The organism is Lacticaseibacillus zhaodongensis, assembly GCF_009687905.1.
Taxonomy (GTDB): Bacteria; Bacillota; Bacilli; order Lactobacillales; family Lactobacillaceae; genus Lacticaseibacillus; species Lacticaseibacillus zhaodongensis.
This window is the reverse complement of sequence record NZ_BLBG01000001.1, coordinates 135,039-152,404: the sequence shown is the minus strand read 5'-3', so window position 1 is coordinate 152,404 and position 17,366 is coordinate 135,039. Positions and strand designations below refer to the sequence as shown.

The 17,366-nt window shown below is 51.8% G+C and carries 17 protein-coding genes, 1 tRNA gene and 1 other annotated feature (1 of these 19 only partly in view); of the genes, 7 read left to right on the top strand and 11 right to left on the bottom strand.

The window, feature by feature from the left end; translation table 11 throughout:
- Positions 1-681: 681 nt before the first annotated feature.
- The 5 genes from GN107_RS00715 to GN107_RS00695 all read left to right on the top strand — a co-directional run bounded on the left by GN107_RS00715 (position 682) and on the right by GN107_RS00695 (position 6,510).
- Complete coding sequence (locus GN107_RS00715; RefSeq protein ID WP_155286141.1) at positions 682-1,875, top strand: SAM-dependent methyltransferase; 1,194 nt, start codon at positions 682-684, stop codon at positions 1,873-1,875.
- A gap of 224 nt (positions 1,876-2,099) precedes the next feature.
- Positions 2,100-2,849, top strand: coding sequence for a DeoR/GlpR family DNA-binding transcription regulator (locus GN107_RS00710; RefSeq protein ID WP_155286142.1), 750 nt, complete (start codon positions 2,100-2,102; stop codon positions 2,847-2,849).
- Complete coding sequence (pfkB, locus tag GN107_RS00705; protein WP_155286143.1) at positions 2,846-3,760, top strand: 1-phosphofructokinase; 915 nt, start codon at positions 2,846-2,848, stop codon at positions 3,758-3,760. Before GN107_RS00710 ends, pfkB begins: the two co-directional genes overlap by 4 nt.
- A gap of 36 nt (positions 3,761-3,796) precedes the next feature.
- Positions 3,797-5,740: a PTS fructose transporter subunit IIABC gene (locus GN107_RS00700; RefSeq protein WP_155286144.1), complete on the top strand. Its 1,944-nt coding sequence runs from the start codon at positions 3,797-3,799 to the stop codon at positions 5,738-5,740.
- Positions 5,741-5,961: 221 nt separating this feature from the next.
- Positions 5,962-6,510 carry a hypothetical protein gene (locus tag GN107_RS00695; protein ID WP_155286145.1) on the top strand — a complete coding sequence of 183 codons (549 nt, stop codon included), beginning with the start codon at positions 5,962-5,964 and terminating at the stop codon, positions 6,508-6,510.
- A gap of 87 nt (positions 6,511-6,597) precedes the next feature.
- On the opposite strand, the gene msrB is transcribed toward GN107_RS00695, so the two are convergent.
- The 6 genes from msrB to GN107_RS00665 all read right to left on the bottom strand — a co-directional run bounded on the left by msrB (position 6,598) and on the right by GN107_RS00665 (position 11,602).
- Positions 6,598-7,041, bottom strand: a complete 444-nt coding sequence (msrB, locus tag GN107_RS00690; RefSeq protein WP_155286146.1) for a peptide-methionine (R)-S-oxide reductase MsrB — start codon at positions 7,039-7,041, stop codon at positions 6,598-6,600.
- A gap of 122 nt (positions 7,042-7,163) precedes the next feature.
- Entirely contained in the window at positions 7,164-7,787 is a 624-nt protein-coding gene (locus tag GN107_RS00685; RefSeq protein WP_155286147.1) for an ABC transporter permease, read from the bottom strand.
- Positions 7,756-8,679, bottom strand: a complete 924-nt coding sequence (locus GN107_RS00680) for an ABC transporter permease (protein ID WP_155286148.1) — start codon at positions 8,677-8,679, stop codon at positions 7,756-7,758. The genes GN107_RS00685 and GN107_RS00680 overlap by 32 nt, the downstream gene beginning before the upstream one ends.
- Positions 8,680-8,867: 188 nt before the next feature.
- Positions 8,868-9,743: an ABC transporter ATP-binding protein gene (locus GN107_RS00675; RefSeq protein WP_155286149.1), complete on the bottom strand. Its 876-nt coding sequence runs from the start codon at positions 9,741-9,743 to the stop codon at positions 8,868-8,870.
- A 54-nt stretch (positions 9,744-9,797) separates the two neighbouring features.
- The gene (locus GN107_RS00670; protein ID WP_155286150.1) at positions 9,798-10,934 is read right to left on the bottom strand and encodes a HAMP domain-containing sensor histidine kinase; all 1,137 of its coding nucleotides are present in this window, start codon (positions 10,932-10,934) and stop codon (positions 9,798-9,800) included.
- Positions 10,922-11,602, bottom strand: coding sequence for a response regulator transcription factor (locus tag GN107_RS00665; RefSeq protein WP_155286151.1), 681 nt, complete (start codon positions 11,600-11,602; stop codon positions 10,922-10,924). The genes GN107_RS00670 and GN107_RS00665 overlap by 13 nt, the downstream gene beginning before the upstream one ends.
- Positions 11,603-11,926: 324 nt before the next feature.
- Here GN107_RS00665 and GN107_RS00660 point away from each other — a divergent pair, with 324 nt between their 5' ends.
- Positions 11,927-12,394 (top strand): HIT family protein, encoded by a 468-nt coding sequence (locus tag GN107_RS00660; RefSeq protein ID WP_155286152.1) that lies wholly within the window; start codon positions 11,927-11,929, stop codon positions 12,392-12,394.
- 169 nt (positions 12,395-12,563) lie between these two features.
- Here the strand turns inward: GN107_RS00660 and GN107_RS00655 are convergent.
- Positions 12,564-12,649 (bottom strand) — tRNA-Leu (locus tag GN107_RS00655).
- Positions 12,650-12,847: 198 nt separating this feature from the next.
- Between GN107_RS00655 and GN107_RS00650 the strand changes: the two genes are divergently transcribed.
- On the top strand, positions 12,848-13,483 hold the full coding sequence (locus GN107_RS00650) for a TMEM175 family protein (RefSeq protein WP_155286153.1): 636 nt from the start codon (positions 12,848-12,850) through the stop codon (positions 13,481-13,483).
- 40 nt (positions 13,484-13,523) lie between these two features.
- Here GN107_RS00650 and GN107_RS00645 read toward each other — a convergent pair whose 3' ends face one another.
- The 4 genes from GN107_RS00645 to GN107_RS00630 all read right to left on the bottom strand — a co-directional run bounded on the left by GN107_RS00645 (position 13,524) and on the right by GN107_RS00630 (position 17,097).
- Complete coding sequence (locus tag GN107_RS00645; RefSeq protein ID WP_155286154.1) at positions 13,524-14,606, bottom strand: hypothetical protein; 1,083 nt, start codon at positions 14,604-14,606, stop codon at positions 13,524-13,526.
- 167 nt (positions 14,607-14,773) lie between these two features.
- Complete coding sequence (locus GN107_RS00640; protein WP_155286155.1) at positions 14,774-15,595, bottom strand: transporter substrate-binding domain-containing protein; 822 nt, start codon at positions 15,593-15,595, stop codon at positions 14,774-14,776.
- Positions 15,596-15,639: 44 nt separating this feature from the next.
- On the bottom strand, positions 15,640-16,386 hold the full coding sequence (locus tag GN107_RS00635) for an amino acid ABC transporter ATP-binding protein (RefSeq protein WP_155286156.1): 747 nt from the start codon (positions 16,384-16,386) through the stop codon (positions 15,640-15,642).
- Positions 16,387-16,398: 12 nt separating this feature from the next.
- Positions 16,399-17,097 (bottom strand): amino acid ABC transporter permease, encoded by a 699-nt coding sequence (locus GN107_RS00630; RefSeq protein ID WP_155286287.1) that lies wholly within the window; start codon positions 17,095-17,097, stop codon positions 16,399-16,401.
- 81 nt (positions 17,098-17,178) lie between these two features.
- Positions 17,179-17,366: a binding site (T-box leader), on the bottom strand (it continues 52 nt past the right edge of the window).

Sequence of the window (17,366 nt, the reverse complement as noted above, 5' to 3'; positions counted from 1 at the left end):
CGGGCCGCAGCTCGACTATGAAAACAGAGCGGAGTCACCCGGGTTGCTCCTGAGCATCAAGGTGACTTAGGTTTTGACGAGTGTCTTTCTCGTCAAGGCCTAAGTCATTTTGAGCGCAGGGAGCAGGGTGACGCAACTCGACTACGAAACAGAGCGGAGCGGGACGGTTTGAAGCTGAGCATTTGCGTACTCAGGAAGAAATGCCGCCCTTTGGCATTACTTCCTGAGTGTGCAAAGCGCAAGCTTCAGTCCCGCGCAGCTCGACTATGAAAACAGAGCGGAGTCACCCGGGTTGCTCCTGAGCATCAAGGTGACTTAGGTTTTGACGAATGTCTTTCTCGTCAAGGCCTAAGTCATTTTGAGCGCAGGGAGCAGGGTGACGCAGCTCGACTATGATGCACACCGTAACTTCAAAACGCTTCACAACTTCAACAATTCCAAAGCGCCTCCCCATTCCGGGCAGGCGTTTTTTGCTGTCGCAAACTTACAGAAAACAATTCAATTAATCCTGCCAACCCCAGTAAATTTATCCCGATTCACGCCAGTATTCATCAATAAGTGTGCTGTACACCCCGATCCGTAGGGACAAGACGCGACAATTGTCACCCATCATCGCATGTTGCTTACATGTTTTCAGGAAAAGTTGTAGACTAATCATAAGTAAAATTTGGAGGTCCCTTGATGTTAGAAAAGACACTATATAAGAAGTTGTTTGCTAGTTCCTTCAACATCCCCGTTGAAGTTACATACTGGGACGGCAAAACGGAAACGTATGGTGACGGCGAACCTAAAGCCAACATTACCATTAAGCGTGCAATTCCAATCAAAGAAATCACAAGCAACGCCTCCCTCGCACTTGGTGAAGCGTACATGGCTGGCGACATTGAAGTCACCGGCCCCGAAAAGCGGCCTTTGCAGACCGTTTTGACGGCTGCTTACCAGAGCGCCGACTCCTTCATGCGGAACAGTAAGCTCATGAAAATCATTCCTAAGCAGTCCCACAGCGAAAAAGCCAGCAGCAAGGATGTGCAGAGTCATTACGACATCGGGAACGACTTCTACAAGTTGTGGCTCGACCCAACGATGACTTACTCCTGTGCCTACTTCGAACACGATGACGACACCCTTGAACAGGCACAGATCAACAAAGTCCACCACATTTTGGACAAGCTTGACCCTCAGCCTGGCAAAACCCTGCTCGATATCGGTTGTGGTTGGGGTACATTGATGCTCACCGCCGCCAAGGAGTACGGCTTGCACGTTGTCGGCAACACCCTGTCTGAAGAACAGCTCAAGTTCGTTCAGCGCCGCATCGACGATGAAGGTTTGGGCGATGTTGCTGAAGTTCACCTTGTTGACTACCGTGAACTCAAGCACGAACCATTCGATTATGTTACTTCCGTCGGCATGTTTGAACACGTCGGTCAGGAAAACCTGGGCCTCTACTTCAAGGATGTTGCTAAGCTCATGAAGGATGACGGGGTTGCCCTCATCCACGGGATCACGCGGCAGCAGGGCGGCGCTACTAACGCTTGGCTGACCAAGTACATCTTCCCAGGCGGCTACGTTCCCGGCATGACCGAGAATCTGCAGCACATCGTTGACGCCGGTTTGCAGGTCAGTGACCTCGAGCCACTGCGCCGGCACTACCAGCGCACCACTGAAATCTGGGCCGACAACTTCCATGAAGTGCAGGACAAGGTCGTCGAGATGGAAGGCGAATCCTTCACCCGCATGTGGGATATCTACCTGCAGGCTTGTGCCGCATCATTCGAATCTGGCAACATCGACGTCATGCAGTACCTGCTTACCAAGGGCCCATCCGGCAAAACTTTGCCAATGACCCGTGATTACATGTACAACCACAAGCACTAAGCTAAAATTAAATAATTAACGTAACGGTGGCCGTTCTGGCTGCCGTTTTTTTGTACAGAGGGAAGCTTAAGCCGTGCGTAACTCAACTAAACTCAAAAAGCGTGACCGAAAGCCCCCTGCTTGCTGGCTTTTGGCACCCCGTGGCAGTTTTTGACTGCTTTTGGCGTTTTATGCTTGCATGGAAGCGGTTCATGAGTATAATACTAGTTAAGAGGTGAATGAAAGTGCTTACTGAAGAACGGAAACAGCGGATTTTGACAGAAATTGACCGTAACGGGACCGTGCAAATTCGGCAACTAACAGCTGAGCTGAACGCATCCGAGTCCACGATTCGCCGCGACCTCGGCGAGCTGGCCAAGGATGGCCTGCTCAAGCGGGTCCACGGAGGTGCGCAACGCATCAGCAGTCTGCGTGACGAACCCGGCGTGCAGGAAAAAGCAACGGCGCACACCGCCGCTAAGGTCGCAATTGCACGCAGCGCGGCGGCCATGATAAATTCCGGCGACCTGATTTTTCTCGACGCTGGCACCACTTCCGCCCAGATGATTCCGCTCTTGCGGGATAAGGATGTCACCGTCGTTACAACTGGGGTTGACAACGCCTCCCTGCTCGCTGACTACGGCATCAACACCATCCTGCTTGGCGGCATGGTCAAGCCCCTCACCAAGGCGGTGATCGGTGCCGAAGCCGCCCGGTCACTTTCACTCTATCGCTTCAACATCGCCTTCCTCGGGACCAACGGCGTGCACGCCCAATACGGCTGCACCACCCCGGATCCCGAAGAAGCAGCCACCAAGCGCGTCGCAATCGCCCAGGCGGCCCGGACCGTCATTCTCGCGGACACGAGTAAGTTCGGCGCCACGTCTTTTGCCAAAATTATCGGCATTAACGAAGCAACGATTATCACCAACAGCTTGGCGGCACTAGATTCATCATTCACGCAATTTGCAAATATCAAGGAGGCAACACTTTGATTTACTCAATCACCCTGAACCCCGCAATTGATTACGTCGTCGGTTTGCCCCACTTGGAGCTCGGCCTCGTGAACCGGCTTGATTCGGCAATCAAGTTGCCGGGCGGTAAGGGCATCAACGTTTCCCGGATTTTGAAGGAACTGCAGCTGCCAACGACCGCCTGGGGTTTCACCGGCGGCTTCACCGGCCAGTTCGTGAACCAACAACTGGCTGCACTCGGCCTCGGCTGTGACTTCACCCCCATCCAGAGTGACACCCGAATCAACGTCAAACTGAAGGCTGAAGACGAAACCGAATTGAACGCACCGGGCCCCGACATTACGGCGGCTGAAATCGCTGCGTTCAAATCTAAGTTCAAGCAACTGCAGCCCGGCGATGTGGTCATCATGGCCGGCAGTATTCCCGCTAGCTTGCCGGAGAGCTTCTACCGCGACCTCTTGCCACTGATTCACCAGGCTGGTGCCGATTTTGTCATCGACACGACTGGTGAGGCGCTGCTGGCAACGCTGCCCGAAAAACCGCTCGTCGTGAAACCTAACCACCACGAGCTGGCCGACCTGTTCGGTGATCCTGAATACCAGGACACGCAGTCGATCGTCGCTGCGGGCCGCAAGCTCTTGGACCTGGGTGCCCAGCACGTGCTCATCTCCATGGCCGGTGCCGGCGCCCTGATGATCACCAAGGACAAGGCTTGGCACGGCAGCGCGGCTAAGGGCACGGTCAAGAATTCCGTTGGTGCCGGCGACAGCATGTTGGCCGGTTTCACCGGGACTTTTGCCCAGACGCACGATGCCCTGAAGAGCTTCAAGAAGGCAATCGCTTGTGGCAGTGCGACGGCGTACTCAACTGACCTCGCCACGAGCGCCAAAATTGCCGAAGTTGAGCAGACCATCACCATTGAAGAAGTCTAGATAAACATTCAAAACAGAACCAGAGGAGGAATCAACATGGACATTCGTGAACTTTTACGCGATGACATCATGATCATGGACATGAAAGCCACGACTAAAGCCGGGGCCATCGACGAAATGGTCAACAAATACGCGGCTAGTGGGATCATCACCGACGCCAAGCTCTACAAACAGGACATTTTGCGCCGGGAAGATGAATCAACCACCGGCATTGGCGACGGCATCGCCATGCCACACGCGAAGGACAAGGCGGTCACCAAGGCGGCCGTGCTGTTCGCCAAAAGTGAGGCCGGCGTAGAGTACAACTCGCTGGACGGTCAACCGGTACACCTGTTCTTCATGATCGCCGCTCCAGAAGGTGCCGACAACACGCACCTCGCCGCACTGTCCGCCCTTTCCTCCCTATTGATCAACCCCGACCTGGTCGCCCAGTTGCGCAAGGCCGAGACGCCAGATGAGGTCCAGCGGCTGTTCGCAGCTGCCCAGGAAGCAAAGGACGCCAAGGAGGCCGCAGAGGAAGCCCGCGCAGCAGCGGCACCTGTAGCCACCGACACCAGTGCGGCCCAGAAACCGTACATCGTTGCGGTTACCGCCTGCCCAACCGGGATTGCCCACACTTACATGGCCGAATCCGCACTTAAGGAAACAGCCGAGAAGATGGGCGTTGACATCAAGGTCGAAACTAACGGCTCTGAAGGGGTCAAGCACCAGCTCAGCGCCAGCGATATCAGCCGCGCCGTTGGGGTCATCATCGCCGCCGACAAAAAGGTCGAGATGAACCGCTTCGCCGGTAAGCACCTGATCAACCGCCCCGTTATTGACGGAATCAAGAAGCCTGAAGAACTCATTCAGTCAACCCTGAACGAAGAGGGCCCAATTTTCGCCGGTGACGGCGCTAGCAGCAGTGCAAGCGCAGCCGGTGATGAAGAAACCAAGAAGGGCCTCTGGCAGCACATCTACCAGGACCTGATGAACGGTGTTTCCAACATGCTGCCATTCGTTGTTGGTGGTGGGATCATCATGGCAATCTCCTTCATCTTCGAACAGGTCGCCGGTAAGGGTTCCATGTGGTTCACCTTCACCAATAACCTCGGGAACTACGCCTTCAGCTTCTTGGTTCCAGTCCTCGCCGCTTACATCGCGATGTCCATTGGTGACCGGCCAGCCCTAATGCCTGGGTTCGTCGGTGGGTGGATGGCAACCCTCGCGACCGCGTCCGTTGTTAAGGCTGCTAACCCATCCGGTTTTCTAGGTGGTCTGGTCGCCGGGTTCATCGCCGGCTGGATGGTCGTTGGCCTGAAAAAGCTGTTCAAGGGGATGCCAAAATCCCTGGATGGCATGAAGACCATTCTGATTTACCCAGTTGTTGGTTTAGCAATTATTGGTTTGATCATGTTCTTCGTCGTTAACCCAATTTTCGCCGCAATCAACGGTGCCCTCATCAATTTCCTTGAAGGCATGGGCACTGGTAACGCCATTCTGGTCGGCATTATCCTCGCCGGCATGATGAGTATCGACATGGGCGGCCCCTTCAACAAGGCTGCTTACACCTTCGCCATCGGGGTCTTCTCCGCATCAGGTTACAAAGATGGTCGCTGGATGGCCGCTGTCATGGTTGGTGGGATGATTCCACCACTGGCAATCGCCCTCGCCTCCACCTTCTTCCCCAGCAAGTTCACTGCTTCTGAACGGCAATCCGGTCTTTCGAACTACGTATTGGGCCTGACATTCATCACTGAAGGTGCGATTCCATTCGCCGCAACCGACCCTGTCCACGTTATCGGTAGCTCCGTTATCGGTAGTGCCATCGCCGGTGGGCTCACTCAGCTCTTCCACGTCAACGTCCCTGCACCACATGGTGGGATTGTCGCCCTGGCCCTGACCAACCAGAAACTTGGCTTCCTCGTTTCCCTGGTGGTCGGTGCAATCGTCGCCGGACTGATTCTTGGTTTCTGGCGCCCAAAGGCTAAGGAAGCTTAGTCCAAGCAAGACAAAATAAATTGCACAGAAATAGCGGCTAGCCGCAGCTTGAAGAAGAGCTGCGATTGGCCGTTATTTTTGTGTAATCACGAGCCTGTATTGACAAGTATCCAGAAGCATGTATATTGACAGTGACAAGCCGAAATGAAATGTAATGTGTTATTTTAACGACACTAGATAAGCCTTGGTGTACTTAGTTAATGTGAACGGAGCAAAACGATATGTACTTACTAAACCCTAAACAGACCGCGGCGGTCGTCGCCGAGCTGAAACTGCCACTCCAGCACAACGTTCTGGTTTGCAACTACGTGGTAAATTCAGCGCAGCGTAAAGCCAGACAGGCGGCAGACTACTTACTTACTAGCGGACTACCCTGGTTTACGGAGGATAACTGGCGCGTCTCCGTCCTAGTGTTCATGCCCGGAATGGTTTATCTGTGCATCAAGGAAGACCGACTTGCCCGTTTCGATCCCGCAAAATTAGCCAGCACCGTAGTCCGCATCCCCAAAAGTGCCATCACTAACTTCAATTTTGGCGCTAGCGCAGAGATTGACGGCCCGCAGCAGTGGCGACTTAGCTTTGATTACCAGGTTGCTGGCCAAGTTAAGCGATATTACGGCCTCTTTGGTGGCACTAACGACGATAGTGATAACGAGCGCTGCCTCCGTTACTTGGCCAGTAACGGCTTCTATTATCTAACCGAACCCTTCGCCGCCCCTAGTTATCGGGAACTACACCTGCGCCTGATGGCAGAAACAAAGCATCACTAGAAAGACATTTTGCCTCTGTCACCTCTTTCCGTATCCAAAATAAAAAGTGCCAGTGCCGCGATTAACGGTAACTGACACTCTTTTAATCTACTCAAACAGCGTTGCATATCGGCCATAGCCAGCCTTTTCGAGCTCACTGACAGGCACGAAACGCAGTGCGGCGGAATTGATGCAGTAGCGCAACCCGCCTTCAGCAATCGGCCCATCGGTAAACACGTGGCCCAAGTGGGAACCAGCCTGCTTGCTGCGGACCTCGGTACGTTCCATACCCCAGCTCTGGTCGCGGTGCTCCTGCAGCTTGGCAATCGGGTGGGTGAAGGAAGGCCAGCCGCAGCCGGCATCATATTTATCGAGCGAGGAAAACAGGGGCTCGCCACTGACAACATCAACGTAAATGCCCTCTTTGTAAAAATCATCGTACTTGCCGGTAAAAGCCCGCTCGGTAGCAGCTTCCTGCGTCACCGCATACTGCTCGGGCGTCAGCCGCTTCTTCAATTCATCCTGATCCGGAGTATTTTTAGTTGCACTCATCACAATCATCCTTCCTGTATCCGCATTTGGTATGGTCAGTATAGCAATTTTACTAACTAAATGAAAGCAGGCTCTGTGGAATGGCGGATGCTATTTCTAAGTACTTGCCGACCAATCGATAGCTAATCTAAATACGTCCGCGCTTGTCGAAACGGTAAAAGTCCGGTAACCAATAAGAGCAATGCAACGAATATTTGCCACCAGCAATCTAACAGTGACCGCCCATGCATAGCCGTTAGCAAGTTAAATGGGCCTAGCCCAGTGTACCCCAGGCAAAGTGCGAAGTAAGTTACCGGGACAATGTACGCTACAACAATGTTTTGGGTAATTCGATAGATTGTTACAATGATTCCGGCTAGTAATAGCACCTTGCCAATAAAATCTACCAGTAAGGCCAGCAGCGGAACGGCCACACCATGCAGTCCATAAACGATTATGATTCCGGCGTCCAGCATACTGAGCAACAGCAAAAACCAACTCACCCGTAGGAAACGAACCAGTGGTAAGCGATAGTGTTTGCTATTAATCACGGCTTGAATCGACTCTGCTTGGTCCGGAAGAAAAACTGTTGGCAAACAGATAATCGCAATCAGTGGCACAAACAGCTCGCCCGGCATTGCGGCCTGTGCTAACGAACTAGGGGCAAGATTGAACAGAATCAGAATCAGGCAAGCTAACAGCAGCGCAACAGTACTCATTGACCAGACATTGGTCTTAAAATCTTTGGTGATGACTCGAAAAAGCATTGCGATAAGCCCCTTTTCTTACTCGCGCAACAAGAATCGCAGCAACTACCATTGCCAGCGCCAGAATCGCATAACTGACACGATTGATGATGAACATGGCGAAATGATCGTAGAAGTAAGTAACATTGTGCAGAGAATTGTGGCGAGGCATAAACAGCCACCCATAATTACCATCGACTCGCTGAGCTCCTATTAATGTTGTCACAAGCCACCAAGCGATTTGAAATGCGAAGCCCATGAAATTTCCGAAAAGTTGGTAGGTTAAAAAGCCGACTGCGCTGCTAACCATCAGAGTTGGCAATACCCAAACGAACGTAACCTTCATGAATGCAAGCAAATCGATGGTCTGGTTAGGATACAAACTAATGACACGTAGGGTGAAATACATCCCGACTGCCAGAACTGGCAGTAATAAAACAATCAGGCTCACCCAGTACTGCGTAAACAGCCTTCTGCCGCTTGAAACGAACTTCGACTGAATCGTTGCAAGTGCACGGCTGCGCCGATCAGAGTAACAGAACGAAATAATGATGACGGTGGGCAAAATACCCACAATTAGACTCGCGATGTCCGCGAAAACACGTGCGAAAGTACCAGAAATTTTGTCACGCTTAACGATTAAGCGGTAGTCGCGTTTAGCCTCGCTTTTGGTCATGGGCCGTTCCGCCAATGTCACAGCGTTTGCTGGAGTGTAAGCAGAATGTCCACCCAGAACCGTATCCACACGCCTTAGGCCAGCATTGAAAGTTTGGCGGTTTTTGGAATGCTTTAACGCGCTAATTTGTGTCTGCATTAAAGCACGTTTATTTGCTTTTAACGAGTTTGTCTTGGCAAAGCCTAATGAGTAAGTCGTGTAGCTGTTTTCTTTATATTCGGCGACTAACTGCTCCAAAACGCCCTCCTTCAATGTTCCAAAGTCAGAGGCATAAATAACGTCATAGTGACTAGGCGCTGGCATTTCTGTCAAACTACGGTTGACCATCGGACTAACGTTGAGAACAATAAACGCACAGACGAGCCCGCTGTATATCAGAAACGCGAGGCTAAAGCACATTCGCTTGCATTCAAGCCAAAACAACCTCATGGTAGCACCCCCTCTTGCTCAGCTTGAAGAAATAGATAAGCTTCCTCAAGGGTTGGGGCAATCGGTGACCTAGTAGATGAGCCGGCAATGAAGCGAAAGCGAATCTGGTCAGCCTGGGCAACTTGCTCACTGATCTGATGCGTTTGCTTGAACTGAGCAGCCGCCTCAAGGGGTATCAACGCTTGGAAAACATGTCCAGTCGCCGCATCTATTAGCTCATTAGTGGTACCTGTAAACAATAGTTGTCCGTGTTCGAGAATACCAATTCGGTTCGTCGTTGCCTCAACGTCAGACACGATATGGGTTGAAAGTAGTACGGTTCGACTACTGGCAAAATCAGTCAGTAGATTGCGAAATCTAATTCGCTCCTCAGGGTCAAGGCCGGCAGTCGGTTCATCAACAATCAGCAACTGCGGGTTGTTGATCAAAGCTTGAGCAATTCCTAACCGTTGCAGCATGCCACCCGATAATTGCTGGATCTTGACGTTGGCCTTGGCGGTTAGATTAACTTCATCAAGTAACTGCTCAATCCGCCGCCGCTGCTCACGAACTGGCACATTGGCTAGTGTTGCCAAATAACTGAGTGCAGCAGTAACTTTCATGTTTGGGTAGAATGCAAAATTCTGTGGTAGATACCCGATAATGTTGCGAATTGCCCCCGGCTGCGTTAACGGAATACCACAGATTTCCGCGCGACCACTGGTGGGTTGTTCAAGTGTAGTCAGGATTTTCATCAGTGTGGACTTACCTGCGCCATTTTTTCCGAGCAAACCAAACATCCCATTACCAATTTCAAGTGTCAGGTGATTTAGTGCCGGAGTCGGTTTCTTGCGGTAGACCTTGGTAATATCAGCAACTTTAATTGAGCTCATAAAAATACGCCTCCTCGTTTTGTTTACAAGGAGACGATACCAAGCAATTATCAATTATCTATCAACGCTGTTAGATTGTTCGATTCGAAAACGTGCAATCGTAGCAACGCCCTCTGGTACATTGCGCACGGTGAAGCTACCACCCTGCGTCTCACAAATCACTTTGCAAATATACATGCCAACGCCAAGGTGGTGACCGGCCTTTTGGGATGAGAAAAACGGTACCCGCACGTTAGCAAGCTCAACCTTGGAAAGATGCTGACCGTCGTTCACCACCGTCACTTGCAGCTCTTGAGTAGTCAGACCTGCCGTAATGCTAACTGCTGACTTGGTAAACTTCTTAGCATTGCTCAGCTGATTGTCGAATACTTCGAGCACCGCACTGGTGGCGAGCCTGAATGTCGAATCGACTGCCAGTTCATCGTCAATATCAAAAGTAAAGTGACAGTCACCGAGCGTATGTGCGGCTTCGTCTTTAATTAACGTAACAAGCTGCTCTGAGGTGCAATCGTGTTTCTCAACTGGCGCAGTTTGTAGTGACGTGATTTTACTCATCAGACTAATGAAACTGGTGAGACGCTGCAATTGGCCTTGCATGTCTTGAACAAGCACTTGCTGATTTGTCTGATTATTACTTACCGTCAACATTTCAACATCGCCCTGGAGGACGGTTAACGGCGTGCGCAGATCGTGTGCAAATGCGGCGTTGACTTCTTTTTGATCTTCAAGCAGCTGCCAAGACTTCTGAAGTGCTTCTTGCAGGGCTTGACGCATTTTCTCAAACGAGCGGGCCAGATCGCCGAGTTCATCGTGACTTGCGTTCTGGAGCTTGAAATCAAGATTCTGATGCTGAATCTGGTCAACACCGTAATTGAGCTGTTCTAGTGGACGTGCGAGCTTGATGGCATAGAAAACATCAGCTGTCTTGCGCATCACCAAAGCAAGAATCAAGAAACTACCGAGAATGGCACCACCAAATAATGCGAAGATACCGACTGCGTTCGCGGAAAAGCCCAACAGGTTCCAGCCACTGATTGCTAACAGCCTTGTTGCCCAAAGATTAAGTAAAGTGTTCCAAACAAAGAGAAACACGAGAATCATTGCAGTGGCAATCAGAGTTCCAACCAGGATAATCCGCAGCAATGCCTGCCTGATTGGCAAATTGGCCAATTTGCGTTCTAACTTTGCCATCGATAACCAACTCCCCAAACGGTTTCAATTGGTGTCACCACGTTACATTGTTCAAACTGATGCCGAATTCGCCGAATATGTTCAGCAATCACGTGATCATCACCTTCCGCGTCATACCCCCAGACTTTCTCGTAAAGCTGTTCTCGACTAAATACTTGGTTGGGATTCTGACTTAATACCGCAATCAGTTGGTATTGTTTTAACGCTAAATCCAGTTGCTCTGAACCAGCAGTGACCGTTTGCGCAGAATAATTAATTACTACCGAACCAAAGACAGCAACTTGGTCTTGATGTTTCGGTGTCGTTTCCCGACGCAAGTGAGCGTTAATTCGGGCTGCAAGCTCCCCTAGGGAGAATGGCTTGACAACGTAATCATCACCACCAGCGCTTAAGCCCCGAATCTTGTCCTGATCACTAACACGAGCAGTTAGAAAAATGATGGGCACCGATGTGACTTGCCGAATTTGAGTAATTAAGGTGAAACCATCAGTATCCGGTAGGTTGACGTCTAAGAGGATCAAGTCCGGCTTTTTGACTAGCTGTGCGAATGCTGAACTCCCATCAGTTGCCGTATCAAGTAAGTAATGCGGTGTATAACCAGCAAAAAAGCGGTTGAGCATGGTTAAAATGTCGATGTCGTCATCAACAGCCAATACACGCTTATTCATAGCGATTACTTACAAGGCGTGACCACACTTGTGTGCAATTATGGTGAGACTGTCCTATCATGATTTGCACCCCTTAACTAAAATACTCATTACCAGTTACAATTTGATGACAAGTTGCAGCGTCGCCGTGAAAGCGTCGCCAACCACTCTGATTATATGCCGATCGAACGGAGATTGTCACTGCGGTACATTAATACCACCACCTTTTGATACTTACGAGTATGCAAATATTATCTGCTGTAAGTAGACAAGGCAAATGCAGCATGCCATAATTGCGGCACTGAACGCCGCAAAATCAAAACTACAAAATCGAGGCCAACCATTATGGAACAGGACTGCTTAATCTGTAAGCGCATCGCAATGATCAAAGACCACAAGAACCCGTATTTTGTTAAAGAAATGGCTACTGGCTACGTTGTGCTGGCAGACAGCCAATACTTTCCCGGCTACACATTATTTCTCGCCAAAGAACACGTAACCGAACTACACTTAATGCCTGAAGAATTGAAGATGCAATTTCTTCAGGAGATGAGTTGGGTCGCAGAGGCTTGCTCACTTGCATTTCACGCCGACAAAATGAATGTTGAAATGCTTGGCAACGGTGATGCACATGCACACTGGCACATCATTCCCAGACACATTGGTGACACACCAAAACCCGGCCCAATTTGGTGGGTTGATCCCAAAATTATGTATGCAGATGCAACGGCACCATCGGCCGCAAAATTAACTGAACTCAAGTCTCAGTTGCAAGCAGCACTTAGCGAAATTGAAGAAAAGTATAATGCGTGAAGTTACGGTGCCGAGTCGAGCTGCGGCCCGCAGAAGCCTGCGCTTTGCACACTTTTGGGGCAAGGCCTAAGACCTGGCCTTACCCCAAAAGTACGCAAATGCTCAGCTTCTGACCGCGGGCCTCCGCTCTGTATACAAAAAAAGCCAGGCTGCTCGCCTGACTCAATGATGCGGGTGAAAGGACTTGAACCTTCATGGCCATAATTAGCCACAAGATCCTTAATCTTGCGCGTCTACCAGTTCCGCCACACCCGCAATCTGGTATGTTTTGTGCCTCAAGCACAAGAAATATCATACCGAATTTAGGCCATGCTGTCAATGGAATTTGCCCACAAAGATTAAAAATGTGGCATTTTGCACAAAGTATCCGTCGCGGCATCGCTTGCTGCAAGCTGGTAAAATTTACTCAGCAATGCAATACTAAGCGCAAACACCTTGGAGGAGGTCACTGTCATGTCCAAAGCCCGCCTGAATGCCCTGAGTGACGGCGTCTTTGCAATCTTACTCACCATCTTGATTTTAGAATTCAAACCCGTCAACATTCACCCCGGTGGTTTGCTGCCGCTGATGCTGAAACAAGGGCCGCTATTCGCGATGTACGTGATGTCCTATGTCTACGTGGGGACGTCCTGGCTATTTCACCACGACTACTTCATCTACGTCAAGAAGACTAACCGCACGCTCAACATCCTGAACCTGTTCCTGCTGTTTACCGTCACCTTGGTTAACTACGCCATGGTGCTCATCATCGAGGCACTCACGAACGGAAACCACCTGGACATCCAAATCGGAATCATCGTCTACGATTTGGTGGCCATGCTGATTTCATTTTCCTTCCTGATTCTTTACCGCTACCTCGAGCACCATCCGGAACTGCAAAATTTCACCGGTATCAAGGACCACTACTCCCGGATCCGTTCCGACCCGGCGCGCAGCGTGACAATTTATGGTGCCTCGATCATCGCCAGCTTCTTCAGTAACATCCTCGCGGGGATTCTCCTGATTGGCGGGGTCATTTTCCACTTCGTCGCCTACCTGCGCTACAGCCAGGTAATCAAAATCGGGGTCAAGAAAAACAGCGTTAAGTGAACGAATGGACTGACCAATTGCGGCCAGTCCATTTTGATTTTTATAAGTACACTTGGCCCCGCGTTGCCTCAAACAGACAGCGAGATTGCAGTTTCTGCAGGGTTGCCTGCCAGGCTAAACTGTACTTCAAAGCACCATCATCAGCCTGGTCTTTCCTGAATTGCGTGAATTGGGCCGCCACCACAGCGGGATAATGCGCATCGTAATAGTTGCGTGCCGGCTTAGCCAAGCGCCGCAAACGGCTCCGATTGCTGACATCTTGTTGCAGAATCGTGCGCAGTTGCGCAATTTGCGCCGAACTGAACTTTTGCAGCGCCGCAGGATCATGAAGCCACAAACGTTTGAGTACGGGCTGCTCGCGCCACAAATTGGCAACCGTCAGCTCGGACCGTTTGCGCTCCGGCCACAACCGGCGGGCGAAATTAGTGACGGCACCCTCCTCAACACTAACTTGGCGTTTAGGCGCGCTAGCTTGTCCGCGTTGCTCGCCAGCGACTACTTGCGGTGCTCGAACCACCCGCTCCTGACTTGCGACCGCCCGCGCCGCTAGCACGTACTGTGTCAGTCGCTGCTGATCCACGTGAAAGAGCGGAAAATCGGCAGCCGCAAAATCCGCCATTTTGGCCGCAAAACTGGTGGCATCGACGTTCTGTGCAAGCACGCCGCGCGCCTGCGCCTCCTGGTAAAGGCCCGCCGGAAAGCGACGCCCCCGCTTGTAGTAGGTCAAAATCTCGTCCATGTAGAGCTCGACCTGGTTGAGGCGCTGATGGACCTCGCTAGCGATAGCCTGGGGAATCCCCATTTCCTGTTCAAAATGGGTGATGCCGAGCCGCACGACCCGGCGGTGGTCAGTGACGGATTGGAGTACGTACTGGTGTTTCACAACGCGGCCGCACATGCAGTGCAAACGCCCGGCAGCTTTACGGCCGGCCTTGTGCTCGTCCCAGTGGTAGTCGGTGCGCACATCCACCAGTGTCCATTGCGCACCCCGCGCATAGATCTGATTGAACATTTGCGATTTCAGCGCGTACATGCTGTACTTCTGCAACACCGTCAGCTGCTGCGCGTTCAGTTGGGCCCACATCTGCGCCCGGTTGCGCGCCGTCATGGTGAAAGTCTCCATTTACTTGCTCCTCCGTCCCGATTTGGTGAAAACACAGGCATTAATTTTAGCGCTAATCGCGAGTGCAAACAAGTGTTTGATGATAGTGGAACTATGTTGTGCACAACAAAAGAGGCCAGGACCACCGAATGTCGCCGGTAGCCCTGACCCCGTTAATTAATTGCGCTCTACTTGGTAATGTCTGCGCCGAAGTACTTCACGGACAGCTTCTTGAGCGTGCCGTCCTTGCGCAGTTCATCCAGCGCTTTGTTGTACTTGGTCCGCAGCTTGCCGTTCTTCTTGGCAAACAGTGCGGAGGCCTTAGCAGGCTTCTGGTCGGAATCCTTCAGCACCTGCAGCTTGAGCCCCGTAGTAGCGTTGCTCTTCTTGAATGCGTACCATGCGGTGGTGGCGTTGATCGAGCCATCGACCCGGCCCTGCTTGATCAGCTGCAGGGAAGTAGCGAATTCGCCCTGCGGAACGATCGTGGCGCCGAATTTCTTGGCAACCACGGCGTTATCGGTCCCAGTCCCCTCAGCAAACTTCTTCCCCTTGATGTCCGCAACCGACTTAATGCTCTTGTTCCCGGTCTTAGTGATCAGGGCGTAACGGGAGTAAACGTAAGGCTCGGAGAACAGGTAGACCTTGCGCCGCGCGGCCGTCTGGGTGATGTTGTTCATAACAATGTCGTACTTACCACTGCCCAGGCCGGCGACCAGTGAATCCCACTTGGTCGGGACAAAATTCGGCTTCAAGTCGAGCTTCTTGGCAACGGCCTTGCCCAAATCGACTTCGAAACCAGTCAGCTTGCCGTCCTTCCGGAATGAGTAAGGCTCATATGTTCCCTCAAGTCCAATTGTGAGCTCACCCTTCTTGACCAAGTTACTCTTGTAAGTATCCTGGCTGGAGCTAGATGAACTGCTCTTACCACAAGCCGCCAGCAAAATGACGCTCGCCAATGCTGCGGCGCCAACCAAAGTCTTCTTCAATCCATTTGCGTTAATTTTCATAATCAAATTCTCCTTAATTTTGAGCATCCAGTAATGGTGAATAACTAATCCAAAGTGGCAAAGGTCATCGCAGACACAAACGCCTTGATGCGGGCGTTATCAGTGTTAAAGAAGTCCTGGCTAGAACCATCAAACTGGATCTGGCCGTCCTCAACGAAGAGAATTTTGTCCGCCACCTTCTGCGCGAAGGCCATGTTGTGGGTCACGATGATCATCGACTGCTGATCCCGTGCAATCTTGAGCAAGACCTTGAGTACTTCCAACTCAAGTTCTGGGTCCAAGGCACTGGTCGGCTCATCGAGGAAAATGTAGTCGGGGTGCATGGCCAGGCTGCGCGCGATGGCAACCCTCTGCGCCTGCCCACCAGATAGCTGGTTGGGATAGACGTCCGCCTTATCGGCCAGGCCAACTTTTGCGAGCAGCTCCTGCGCTTCCTTCGTCGCGGCCGCCTTGTCGTGCTTGAGCACGTGGACCGGGCCCTCGATCAGGTTCTGCAGCACGGTCAGGTGCGGGAACAGGTTGAAACCCTGGAACACCATCCCCGTGCGCCGGCGCACATCCAGCGTAGTCGCGGTGCTGATGGGCTCGGCGTAGTTAATGGTCAGGTCGTCCAGTTGGTAGGTGCCACTCTCCGGCCGTTCCAGCAGGTTCAGGCTTCGCAACAGGGTCGATTTTCCGGATCCGGACGGCCCGAGGATCACGGTCGTTTTGTGCTCCGGAAACTCGGTGGAGATGTCCACCAGTGCCTTGTGCTCGGCAAAAGTCTTGTGCACATGTTCTAACTTAATCATGTTTGCGACCTCCTAGTTCATCGGGCTGACGTAACGGGACGTCACCTTTTCCAAGTACTTCTGCAGCCAAGCCAAAAGCGTGCAGGCGACGGCGTAAAACGCGGCGACCTCACAGTACATGACCAGTGGCTGGTAGTTGGCGGCGGCAATCTGCTGACTAACTTCGAACATTTCGACGATGGTGATTGACGCCGCCAGCGAGGTGTCCTTGACCAGGCTGATGAAGCTGTTTGCCAGTGGTGGCAATGAGACCCGCACCGCCTGTGGAATGATGATCCGCCGCAGCGCCAGCGTTCGGGTCATGCCAATCGAACTGGCAGCTTCCCACTGCCCGCGCGGGATCGATTCGATTGCCCCACGGATGGTCTCGGCACAGTAAGCACCGGTGTTCAGTGAGAAGGTGATGATTCCGGCAACGACCGGGTCGAGCTGAATTCCCTTCGGAAAGATGCCCTTGATTTTGAGGTAGGGCAAACCGAAGTAAACGATAAACAATTGGACCAGCAGCGGCGTGCTTCGGAACAACCAGACGTAGAAGCTAGCGATCCAGCGCAGAATGTTGAAGGCCCCGCGCTGCTTAGAAATCCGAATGAGCGCGGTGACCAGCGCCAGAATCAGGCCGATTGCAAACGAAACGATTGCAATCGGAATTGTGTACTTAATGCCCGCTGCCAGTAACTGCGGTGCGGAACTAACAATAATGTGCCAAATATTCAAGTTACATCTCCTCCTCGTGATTGGGGGCATAGACACAAAAAGACTCCGTCCCTGCCCACTATTAACGTAATAGTAGACAGGGGCGAAGTCTTTCGCGGTACCACCCTTCTTCGAGACGCCAAAAAGCCGTCTCCTTCAGCTGCCCGCATCAGCGGATAGCCTTACTCGTTATCGGGAGTACCCGTTGCCACCTTACTCACGCTCGGCGGCATTCGTGTCCGGAACCATCTTCGGTCGCGCCGCAACACTCACTTTCACCAAAC

Coding starts and splice junctions, on each gene's coding strand:
- GN107_RS00695 (WP_155286145.1), top strand. CDS start 5,962: ATGTACTTACTAAACCCTAAACAGACCGCGGCGGTCGTCGCCGAGCTG.
- GN107_RS00640 (WP_155286155.1), bottom strand. CDS start 15,595: ATGAAAATTAACGCAAATGGATTGAAGAAGACTTTGGTTGGCGCCGCA.
- GN107_RS00645 (WP_155286154.1), bottom strand. CDS start 14,606: ATGGAGACTTTCACCATGACGGCGCGCAACCGGGCGCAGATGTGGGCC.
- GN107_RS00660 (WP_155286152.1), top strand. CDS start 11,927: ATGGAACAGGACTGCTTAATCTGTAAGCGCATCGCAATGATCAAAGAC.
- GN107_RS00670 (WP_155286150.1), bottom strand. CDS start 10,934: ATGGCAAAGTTAGAACGCAAATTGGCCAATTTGCCAATCAGGCAGGCA.
- GN107_RS00650 (WP_155286153.1), top strand. CDS start 12,848: ATGTCCAAAGCCCGCCTGAATGCCCTGAGTGACGGCGTCTTTGCAATC.
- msrB (WP_155286146.1), bottom strand. CDS start 7,041: ATGAGTGCAACTAAAAATACTCCGGATCAGGATGAATTGAAGAAGCGG.
- GN107_RS00665 (WP_155286151.1), bottom strand. CDS start 11,602: ATGAATAAGCGTGTATTGGCTGTTGATGACGACATCGACATTTTAACC.
- GN107_RS00635 (WP_155286156.1), bottom strand. CDS start 16,386: ATGATTAAGTTAGAACATGTGCACAAGACTTTTGCCGAGCACAAGGCA.
- GN107_RS00685 (WP_155286147.1), bottom strand. CDS start 7,787: ATGCTTTTTCGAGTCATCACCAAAGATTTTAAGACCAATGTCTGGTCA.
- GN107_RS00715 (WP_155286141.1), top strand. CDS start 682: ATGTTAGAAAAGACACTATATAAGAAGTTGTTTGCTAGTTCCTTCAAC.
- GN107_RS00700 (WP_155286144.1), top strand. CDS start 3,797: ATGGACATTCGTGAACTTTTACGCGATGACATCATGATCATGGACATG.
- GN107_RS00675 (WP_155286149.1), bottom strand. CDS start 9,743: ATGAGCTCAATTAAAGTTGCTGATATTACCAAGGTCTACCGCAAGAAA.